The organism is Paenibacillus sp. BJ-4, from assembly GCF_020404765.1.
In the GTDB taxonomy this organism is placed as follows: Bacteria; Bacillota; Bacilli; order Paenibacillales; family Paenibacillaceae; genus Paenibacillus.
In genome coordinates, this window is record NZ_JAIVEM010000087.1 from 44,217 (window position 1) to 54,674 (window position 10,458).

General features: G+C 44.2%; 8 protein-coding genes. 3 read left to right on the plus strand and 5 right to left on the minus strand.

The window, feature by feature from the left end:
• Positions 1–23: 23 nt before the first annotated feature.
• From LCF57_RS14750 to LCF57_RS14760, 3 genes are all read left to right on the plus strand, one after another.
• Positions 24–1,742 carry an NAD-dependent malic enzyme gene (locus LCF57_RS14750; protein ID WP_226001366.1) on the plus strand — a complete coding sequence of 573 codons (1,719 nt, stop codon included), beginning with the start codon at positions 24–26 and terminating at the stop codon, positions 1,740–1,742.
• 100 nt (positions 1,743–1,842) lie between these two features.
• Positions 1,843–2,802, plus strand: a complete 960-nt coding sequence (locus LCF57_RS14755) for an AEC family transporter (RefSeq protein ID WP_226001367.1) — start codon at positions 1,843–1,845, stop codon at positions 2,800–2,802.
• A 440-nt stretch (positions 2,803–3,242) separates the two neighbouring features.
• A complete protein-coding gene (locus tag LCF57_RS14760; RefSeq protein WP_226001368.1) occupies positions 3,243–5,006 on the plus strand; it encodes a methyl-accepting chemotaxis protein in 1,764 nt (587 codons plus the stop codon).
• A 97-nt stretch (positions 5,007–5,103) separates the two neighbouring features.
• Here the strand turns inward: LCF57_RS14760 and LCF57_RS14765 are convergent, their stop codons facing one another.
• From LCF57_RS14765 to LCF57_RS14785, 5 genes are all read right to left on the minus strand, one after another.
• Positions 5,104–6,156: an arabinogalactan endo-beta-1,4-galactanase gene (locus LCF57_RS14765; protein WP_226001369.1), complete on the minus strand. Its 1,053-nt coding sequence runs from the start codon at positions 6,154–6,156 to the stop codon at positions 5,104–5,106.
• A gap of 57 nt (positions 6,157–6,213) precedes the next feature.
• On the minus strand, positions 6,214–8,259 hold the full coding sequence (locus LCF57_RS14770; RefSeq protein ID WP_264083633.1) for a beta-galactosidase: 2,046 nt from the start codon (positions 8,257–8,259) through the stop codon (positions 6,214–6,216).
• 84 nt (positions 8,260–8,343) lie between these two features.
• Entirely contained in the window at positions 8,344–9,222 is an 879-nt protein-coding gene (locus LCF57_RS14775) for a carbohydrate ABC transporter permease (protein ID WP_226001371.1), read from the minus strand.
• A 27-nt stretch (positions 9,223–9,249) separates the two neighbouring features.
• The gene (locus LCF57_RS14780; protein ID WP_226001372.1) at positions 9,250–10,140 is read right to left on the minus strand and encodes an ABC transporter permease; all 891 of its coding nucleotides are present in this window, start codon (positions 10,138–10,140) and stop codon (positions 9,250–9,252) included.
• A gap of 98 nt (positions 10,141–10,238) precedes the next feature.
• Positions 10,239–10,458: hypothetical protein (locus LCF57_RS14785; protein WP_226001373.1), on the minus strand; the 220-nt coding region annotated here is incomplete at its 5' end.

Genomic DNA, 10,458 nt, shown 5'->3' on the forward strand with positions numbered 1-10,458 from the left:
TTTTTTAGAAAGAAGGAATCAGAATGCGTGCTTTTCATCTTACTGAAGACGGATCTATCGAAACCAAATTAACTGGAAAAGATCTGCTCGCCAATCCGCTGTTGAATAAGGGAGTAGCTTTTACTCTTGAAGAACGGCAACAGCTTGGACTTGACGGTCTGCTCCCTCCTACCATATTAACCATTGAGGAGCAGGTTCAACGGGTATATGAGCAATTCCAGAGCCAACCGGACAATTTACGCAAAAATGTTGCGTTAAATGATCTGTTTAATCGAAATACCGTCCTGTACTATCGTTTGCTCTCCGAGCATCTAAGCGAAATGCTTCCAATTGTTTATACGCCAACGGTTGGTCAGGCTATACAGGAATACAGCCATGAATATCACAAACCCGGGGGTATGTATTTATCGATTGATAATCTCGCAGGAATTAATGAAGCTTTTAAAAACTTGAACCTGGAACCTGATGATATCGATCTCATCGTAGCCACAGATTCCGAAAGTATTTTGGGTATTGGTGACTGGGGAGTCGGGGGAATTAACATATCCATCGGTAAGCTTGCTGTTTATACAGCCGCTGCGGGAATCGACCCTAGCCGGGTACTGGCAGTCGTTCTTGATGCAGGTACAAACAACGAAAAACTGCTGGAAGACCCTCTATATATGGGGAACCGTCATAGACGTGTTCGTGGAGAGCAATATGACCAATTTATTGACACCTATGTTCAAACTGCGCTCTCTTATTTCCCGAATGCTTTGTTGCACTGGGAAGATTTGGGCAATGTTAATGCGCGCAACATTATCAACAAATATGGAAGCCGTATTTTGACATTCAATGATGATATTCAAGGTACTGGCGCAGTTACGCTCGCAGGTGTGATGTCCGGTGTTCAATTGTCTGGAATCCCGCTGAGCAAGCATCGAGTTTTAGTCTTTGGTCCAGGAGCTGCCGGTATCGGTAATGCAGATCAAATTAGTGCAGCCATGATGCTGGAAGGACTGTCGGAAACCGAAGCAAAGCGCAGCTTCTGGGCTTATGATTACCGCGGTCTGCTTACCAATGAAACGGAGGGACTTTTCCCGTTCCAGGTTCCTTATGTACGAGATGCCGAAGAATGCCGCGACTGGGAACATGCTGAAGATGGCAAAATCCCTCTGTTGGAAGTCGTTCGCCGTGTGAAACCGACGATTATGATCGGAACCTCCGGTGTTGCCGGGGCATTTAGTGAGGAAATTGTGAAAGAGATGGCCAAGCATACCGAACGTCCAATTATTATGCCTATGTCCAATCCGACTCCACTGGCTGAAGCAACCCCGCAAGACTTGATCCGTTGGACTGAGGGAAAAGCACTTATTGCCACGGGAAGTCCTTTTGAGCCGGTAATCTATAACAATATCAAGTTTGAAATCGGACAATCCAACAACGCTTTCGTATTCCCGGGTCTTGGTCTTGGCGCAATCGTAGTAAAATCGAAAATGATTACAGACAGCATGTTTGCCGCTGCTGCCCATGCAGTAGCTAGAATGGTTGATTTGTCACAGCCTGGAGCTTCCCTGCTTCCAAAAATCAGCGAACTGCGAGAAGTATCTGAAGCTGTAGCCGTAGCTGTAGCCAATGCAGCAGTTCAGGATGGAGTAGCACGTCATCAGCCGGATGATATTGCACGAGCGGTTCGGGATGCAATGTGGGATTGCAATTATAAACCCATCAAACAGTATGGTCAGGAAGCAGTCTTGGTTTAAAAAATAGCGAACAGCATCAAGTTGTACTTGCATACAAGCAAAGTAATTATTTAACTGATGTCCGCCATTTTTGGCGGACATCTTTATTGGAGGCGACATTATGGCTACAGGTCATATCTTTATTATCTTAATTCCTATTTTTTTTGTCATTTTAATTGGTTATTTGGCAGGATTGTTTAAGGCGTTTAATCCTGCTTCTTCGAAAGGATTAAATACATTAGTGACCAAATTTGCTCTACCTGCACACTTGTTTATTGGTATTACGACGACACCAAGAGAAACGTTGATTCAAAAGTGGCCCTTTCTTGTCGCTCTGCTTCTTGGTATAATCGGTTTTTATATTGTATTGCTCGTAGTATATCGCTTATTCGCCAAAAAAGGCTTGACTGAATCCTCCATGTTCGCATTGAATTCAACACAGCCCTCGTTTGCATTCATGGGGATTCCGGTTCTGGGAAGCTTGTTCGGAAGCGCCGCAGTCGCTATCCCGATTGCAATTACCGGTATCGTCGTTAATGCAATTCTTGATCCGCTTGCAAGTATTTTGGGAACGGTCGGCCAACGCAAAACAACAGAATCAGACGAAACTAAAGGCCACTTATTTAAAGTCACTATGAAGTCAGTCCTTCATGGACTCAGCGAACCGCTTGCCTGTGTGCCTTTGATCGGTGTCGTGCTTACTCTATGCGGATTTCAAGCTCCAAAGCTACTGCAATCGATGTTTGATCAAATCGGCAATATTACTGCCGGTACAGCTCTGTTTGCCATCGGGGTAACCATCGGTATCAAAAAGATTACATTCAGTCCAAAAGCCCTTAGCATCGCTGTGCTGAAAGCCATCGTGATGCCTATTGTTATGTTGGGTATTGCTGTTCTGGTAGGATTAACCCATGAAGATGTAACCAAGGCTGTACTGCTTGTCGCTTTTCCCGGCTCAGCAGTTGCCGCTATGATCGCTACCCGTTATGAAACACTGGAAACGGAAGCAGCATCTTCTTTTGTCATTAGCTCAGTATTATCACTTATTTCACTCCCGCTGCTCATTTCACTTCTTGTATAATGACAGGAACTTTATAACTCTCAGCGAGATACAGGTTAAATATAATGATTTGGGCATCCGTTTGCTCTCATTTATCTTACTTTTTAAATATTGTCCAAACAATAAAGCAATTCAACTATATTTTTACTATATTTATGAGTTGGAAAATAGCATAACACTCCGTTTTACCGACAAGCGGCGGCCTCACAGCTTTATTCCATGGTGGTCGCCGCTTTTTATTTTTATTAATTTTCCCATACGAGTCCGTTCCCCTTATTACCCATTTTTCCCATATTAATTGAACATCTAGCCTTTGTCGTTTTTTGTCATAATCATCATCAATAAGCAGTCAATATACCCCAACTTTAATAAATAGCTAACATTTAGAAAGGAAGTTGACGAAATATATAAGGGATAGATGTACCGAAGCATTAAAATATAAATCAAAGGAGAAGAAACACGTGAAAAATTTGAAGTGGAGCACTATGTCCTTTTTTGGTAAAAATCTATTAATTTCTTTTATCAACATCGTTTTAATAGGTGCTATTCTCATCACATCCAGCTGTATTCTTCAAGAGAATATTCTGACCACCCAGTTGCAAGATCAGGTTAAAGTGCTGACCAAAAAATGGGCAAATGATGTTGACAAAGCAAAAATACAACAAGCATTGAGTGAAAAAGATTATAACGGCTCTGCTCAACAGGATTTACGCAAATTTCTCGATTCTATTCACACGTTTTATCCTAATGTTGCCCAAGCTTACATATTTGGCACAGAATTAAAAGAAGGAAATCAAACCTCCGTTATTAGCATTCCTACTAACTTAGTTCAATCTTTCCAGGACTCGAAGCTGAATATTGGTGATATGTATACCCTTCCTGATGCAAATGTGAAAGCTGTAAATGAAATGCTTCAATCCAAACAATCGGCGTTGAGCAGCTTTTACACTGACGATTTTGGAATATGGACTACCATTGTTTACCCAATTACAGATGATAGCGGTAATATCACAAGTGCCATTTACTTTGACGTAGACGCGAGCTCTGTACCTGCCGGACTTCATAAGTTAATTGTCTATGCTGCATCCCTACTCATTCTGTTCCTTGCTATCTTCTTAACGATTCAATATCTGCTAGTCAAACGTACGCTCTCCCCGATTCGTAGCTTGATGAAGGGCATTGAGGAAGTCAGCGAGGGGAATCTGGATGTAAAAATCAAGACAGGTCTGGACGATCTTGGCATCATCAATCAAAAGTTTAATACCATGATCAAACGCATTAACGATACAATGGTAAAAGTTCAGGATACAACCCAGGAAGTTACGGAATCAGCTCAGGAATTACTAAGTATTAGCGAGCAAAATAGTGCAAATACGAACGTTATTAACAATAATATGAAAGAGATTTCCCAAGGAATTGAAGCGCAAACCCATGCTGCAATTGAAAGCTCCCGGGCCATGAATGAAATGTCTACGGTCGTTCAGACGATTGCTGGAAGCTCCTCCTCTGTGGCAGATGAAGCTTATTCTATGGAGAAACGCTCTGTTGAAGGTAATCAGGTAGTGCAAAGGGTTTCCGCTCAGATGGCTTCCATTTCCAGCTCGATGGAAAAAACCTTTGTCTCCATTAATGCACTGCAAAGCCGTTCCAACGAAATCAGCAACATCGTAAACATCATCACTGGCATCGCCAGCCAAACCAATCTACTTGCACTGAACGCCTCCATTGAAGCTGCCAGAGTTGGTGAAGAAGGTAAAGGCTTTGCTGTCGTCGCGGGAGAAGTACGAAATTTGGCTGAACAATCCCAAGAGTCTGCCAGACAAATCGCCGAGCTGATTGAGGAAATTCAAAAAGAAATTGGGCAAACCGTAGAAGGTGTCAGCCTCGGCTCGAAGGAGGTCCAAATCGGACTGGAGGTAACCAAACAGACGGGTGAAATGTTCTCGGAGATTTTAAATGCCGCCAATAAAGTATCGTCACAAATTCAAGAGGTTTCCAGTGCAACGGAACAGATTTCAGCCAGTACACAGGAAATGACAGCAACCTCGGACGAGTTATCTTCCACGATCGGCAAAACATCGGACAGCAGCAAACAAATTGAACTTACGATCGGAGAACAGGCCCAATCCATGGTTTCCATCGTGAATGCCTCCGACAAGCTATCGTCGATGTCTCGCGAGTTGGAGGAGCTTATTTCATTCTTTAAAGTCGACCGAAAAGCCTAAGCTTGTAGCCTCTATTCATAAGTCATAGATAACAATCAAGAACCTCTATTCTGCATAACATGCGAATTAGAGGTTCTTTGGCATTCTTGTAATTAGTTTAGTTTAAAAATCCTTCCAATGCTGAGGTTGGCTTTCCGTCAGCCTGCCAAGCACCTTTGTTGTAGCCCTTATTGTAACCCGGGGTTGCAGCCGGTTCCCAATAAAATACCCCTGCACCTTTACCGCCCCCGATGTTTCGAACCTTCGTTTTGATAGCGGCAATAAAAGCCTTGGAAGCTGCAGGTTCATTATAATCCATCCCGATTTCACTGATAACAATACCTTTACCGTATTTTGCAATGAGGCTATTGGCATTGGTAATCGTCTGGTCCACCTTACCCTGCCAGTCAGAAGGAGACGGATACAGAGACAGCCCGATGAGGTCAAACTGGGCTCCATTGTCAATCAGCCCACCGATATTCCAGTTTAACGTAGAACCATTATCCCCGTTAGCCAAATGTACGATCGTCTTGGTGCTGCTGCTTACTGATTTTACAGCGTTATTGCCTGTGTTGACGAGCCATGCATAGTTTTTCATATTCACTGAGGCTTTACCGTCATCCCATAGCATTCCATTGTTCGTCTCATTGCCGATCTGCACCCAATCTGGTGTCACGCCCTTGCTTTTCATTGTGTTCATAACATAGACAGTGTGGGACCAGACTGCATCCATAAGTTGTGTAAATGTTAAATTACGCCATGCGTAAGGCTTGTTCTGCTGCCCTGGATCAGCCCAGGAATCGCTATAATGCAAGGTCAGCATAACGCTCATGCCCAATTTCTTGGCCCGCTGCGCCAGTTCTGCCGCCTTTTCAGCATTCATGTATCCGCTTGCATAATCCTTCATGTCAGGGTTTACCCACACGCGGATGCGAACCGAATTGATCTGATAATCGTCCCGTAAAATTTGCAGTACATCCCGGCGAACCCCATTTTTATCCTTCCAGGTCATTCCTTGTGCTTCCATTCCGGCTACCCAGCTGATATCAGCTCCTTTGGCAAAAGCAGGGGCGGCTGAAGCCGTCCCCAACCCTGCGGAGCCGAACGGGTACAAAATACTGGATAACAAAATCAACACCGCAAATAGTATAGTTCGGTTACTTGTTTTCATAAGTCATCTCCTCAACTTGAATTTTGTACTCGCCTTCTTTTTTTGAGTTCTTCCAGTTTATACAACTCCTGATTGTTTTCGGTCTGTCTTGAGAACCTTAACAGCATAGTCATTCAATCGAAGCTTGCCGTCTTCAATCACACGATTTTCCAGCATATCCACATAGATTCGTCCATCCAGTGCAATTTCTTGCGACTCATGAGTAAAATTCAATACAAAAATATAATCGTGAACTCCGTCAGTACGAATCGACGTATTTACTCCATGCGGCAACTTGACATTGAGCGCTTTACTGATTCCTTCACCATCAATCAAGCTTCTGTAAAAATGACTGTTGAACGATCCTGTGTTGCGTGAAGCGATGTAATAAGCTTTTCCCTGTCCCAAACGGTTCACCGTCAAGGCTGGACGTCCCGCATAAAAGTCTGAACCGTATACAGCCAGCACCTCTGCACCTTCGGTATGAATAAGATCGCACAGTTCTACAGCCTCATACTCTCCGCGCAAATCCAACTCATTGCCCTCAATCGGCATAATCCGATTTCGGTCGTGATCGTGCAGCCCGTCGATCTCTTCCGACCAAATTCCCAATGTCTTGCGAAGCGGCCCCGGAAAGCCTCCAAGGAAGCACAAATCATGTTCATCCACAATACCGGACCAATAGGTTGCTACAAAAATGCCACCGCTTTCAACAAACTTTTGAATTCGCTCGCCTACACCGCTGCGTACCATATATAGCATTGGAGCTACCACAAGTTTGTATTTGGAGAAATCTGCATCCATATGAATGACATCTACAGGCACACCCTGCTCCCACAAAGCCAAATAATGTGCTTCGGCAGTCTCCTCATATTTTACACCTTTATTACGTGGCCCTTGTGAGTCGTTGACTGCCCAGCGGTTCTCCCAGTCAAAAATAACTGCAGCCTCCGCAGGCACAGATGTACCGATAACCTCCTCCAATTTTTCCAGTGCACTGCCGACCTCTGTCACATCCCCGAATACCCGAGTGTGCTCATGTCCGACATGATCGACGACTGCACCGTGCAGCTTTTCACTTGAACCGCGACTTTTCCGCCACTGGAAATATTGCACTGTGTCCGACCCGTGTGCCACAGCCTGTAAAGACGATAGCAGATGCATTCCCGGCCGCTTTAGCTTGCTAACATCTTGCCAGTTCGTCAAACTCGGTGTACTTTCCATGAGCATCCAAGGCTTGCCTCCCTTGATTGAACGAATAATATCGTGCATCATGGCCACTCTCGCAGCCTGACGGCTCTCATCACCTCCCCGATCATGCCACGTCGGATAGCTGTCCCAGGATATCACATCCAGTAAATCAGCAAACTTCCAATAATTCAGCCCTTCAAAAAACTCCATTAGATTGGTCGTGACCGGAAGTTCCGGGTTCGCTGCCTTGAGTGGCACAATCTCGTGTTTGATAAAATCTGCGGTCTGATCGGTCACAAACCGTCTCCAGTCCAAATTCATAGCATGAACCTGCGTTTCACCGTGAGGGGCCGGAGACTCGATTTGGCTCCAATCCGTAATTGTATGACTCCAGAAGGTCGTCCACCATGCGTGATTAAGCTTATCCAGTGTGCCGTACTTATCCTTCACCCAAGTACGAAACGCCTCCTGACAATATTCACAGTGACAATCCCCACCAAATTCGTTGGAAATATGCCAACCAATGACAGCCGGATGATTCGCATAGCGCTCGGCCAGCTTTGTATTCATGATGCCTACTTTTTCCCGGTATACAGGCGAGGTAGAACAGTGGTTATGGCGGAACCCGTGCAGGTTGCGAACACGGTTAGCCTCTACACGCAGCACCTCTGGATATTTTTGTGACATCCAGGCCGGTCTAGCTCCACTAGGAGTAGCTAAAAACGCATAAATTCCGTTCTCGGCAAACGAATCCAGGATGCGGTCCAGCCATTCAAACGTAAACACACCTTCCTCAGGCTCCAATGAAACCCATGAAAATATGCCGACGGACATCACGTTACATTTAGCCAGTTTCATCAGCCGAATATCCTCTTTTAACACCTCGGGATAGTGCTGCCATTGCTCCGGATTATAATCCGCTCCATGAAGCATACGCGGAACTCGCTCACTGATTGGCGGGTATTTGAATATGTTTTGATTTGACACTGTAAATCATCTCCTTTAAATTAATAAGGTTTACTCCTTGACAGAACCAAGTGTCATTCCTTTAACAAAATACTTCTGTAAAAATGGATATACAATAAGAATAGGCGCTGCACCAATAAAAATTTGCGCTGCATTCACTGTCGTTTGCGAGAGCAATTCCATCTCTTTGGGACTCATACTCATGGAGCTCATGTCCTTCTGAATGATTACCGTTTGCAGGAATGTCGCCAGTGGATAATCCTTAGCATTGCTCAAATAGAGCAGACCATCAAACCATGAGTTCCAGTGAAATACCATACTAAACAACGCAATCGTCGCAATAGATGGCATGGATATCGGCAAAAATATACTAAACAAAGTCCGAAAATGGCCTGCCCCATCGATCAGTGCGGCCTCCTCCATCTCTTTGGGTATTCCTCTAAAAAAGTTCAACATGAGGATTACCAGAAATGTATTAACCGCGCCCGGCAAAACAAGTACCCAAAAGCTGTCCATGAGATGAATCTTTTGAATAACCATATAGAATGGAACCAGACCACCGTTAAAAATCATACTGAATACGAACAGCCATGAATAGACGTTTCGGCTACGGAATACAGATGCTTCTTTTGAAAGTGGATAAGCCGCCAAGAAGGTAATTAGCAGCGTCAAGCCAGTTCCCAGCACGGTCCGGAGAACAGAAACCCAGATAGAGTGCAGAAAAATAGGATTATTCATCGTCTTTTTGTAGGCTTCTAATGAAAAATGCACCGGCCACAGTCCAACCAGATTGGCGTCTGCTGCTGATTTGGCGCTAAATGATACCGCCAATACATGAATCAGCGGAACGATACACATGATGGATAAAAATACAAGCAAACAAATATTAAACACATTGAAGATGCGATATGCCGTTGTTTTATGATACATGACTCTCCCTCTTTCAGCCTTGTGGAATCAAAATATGCGGTAGCCTGCCCATTTGTATGCAAGTCGATAGGAAATCAGAATGAGAATCATACTGATGACAGATTTAAACAATCCGATGGCAGTAGCAAAACCCATTTCCCCGTTAATTAACGCTGTCCGATAGACAAACGTGTCAATAATATCGCCTTTTTGGTATACAAGTGGGTTGTAAAGGTTGAAAATCTGGTCAAAGCCGGCATTCAGGACATTGCCGAGTGCAAGTGTACCCACAACCACCACCATCGGAATCAGCGAAGGTACAGTAATATGCAGCGTCTGTCTCCAGCGGCTTGCCCCGTCCATCTCTGCTGCTTCATACAACGAAGGATTGATCCCCGCCAGTGCGGCTAGAAAAACAATGGTGTTGTAGCCAAACTCCTTCCATATATCTGATACGATTACGGTAAAGCGAAACCAGTTATTATCTCCCAAAAAAAAGATGGGCTGGATTCCAAAGCTCCCAAGAATACGGTTCATAAAACCATCTGTAGCCAACAGGTCAACCAGAATCCCGCCCAAGATTACCCACGACAGAAAGTGTGGCAGGTAAACCAGTGTCTGAATGGATCGCTGAAGTGCGACCTTGCGAATTTCATTCAATAGAATAGCGAAAACAAACGGAACCAGCAGATTGAAAAACATCTTTAGTACCGCGATAATCAGTGTATTCCAGACGACTTGAAGACTGTCCTCCCGTTGGAACAAAAAGCGGAAATTATCCAATCCAACCCACTCGGAACCGGTTATACCCAGCCAAGGTTTGTAATTTTGAAAGGCCATCACGATGCCGCCCATTGGAATGTAACTAAATACAATTAAAAAAATGATGGCTGGCAGCAGCATGATATGAAATGGCCACGTACGTTGCAGACTTCTCATTGCAGTTCCTCCTGTAACTCTCATGGTATACTTCAATTATAGAAGCGTTCCTACGATCCCAACAGTTCAAAAAACCAACATACATGGCACAAAAGCAATCATTTTTCAGTCTCGCCATGCGAATGAAAGTCTATCTCGCAGTCAAAAGATAACGCATTCATTTCCAATTTATTTCTGATGATCGGTATTAAAAAGGCTGCCCGTTTGGGACAGCCTGGTATTATCCCCTTCAAGTAGACACTCAAAAAAGTCCGCATGGTATCATGAGGATTGAGTGAACTTGAAGGGGATATTTGTATGGCTAAAAAAGGACAGAAA

Excerpts from the sequence above, each read along its gene's own strand:
- LCF57_RS14750 (WP_226001366.1), top strand. The coding sequence starts at position 24 with ATGCGTGCTTTTCATCTTACTGAAGACGGATCTATCGAAACCAAATTA.
- LCF57_RS14755 (WP_226001367.1), top strand. The coding sequence starts at position 1,843 with ATGGCTACAGGTCATATCTTTATTATCTTAATTCCTATTTTTTTTGTC.
- LCF57_RS14765 (WP_226001369.1), bottom strand. The coding sequence starts at position 6,156 with ATGAAAACAAGTAACCGAACTATACTATTTGCGGTGTTGATTTTGTTA.
- LCF57_RS14770 (WP_264083633.1), bottom strand. The coding sequence starts at position 8,259 with ATGCTTCATGGAGCGGATTATAATCCGGAGCAATGGCAGCACTATCCC.
- LCF57_RS14775 (WP_226001371.1), bottom strand. The coding sequence starts at position 9,222 with ATGTATCATAAAACAACGGCATATCGCATCTTCAATGTGTTTAATATT.
- LCF57_RS14780 (WP_226001372.1), bottom strand. The coding sequence starts at position 10,140 with ATGAGAAGTCTGCAACGTACGTGGCCATTTCATATCATGCTGCTGCCA.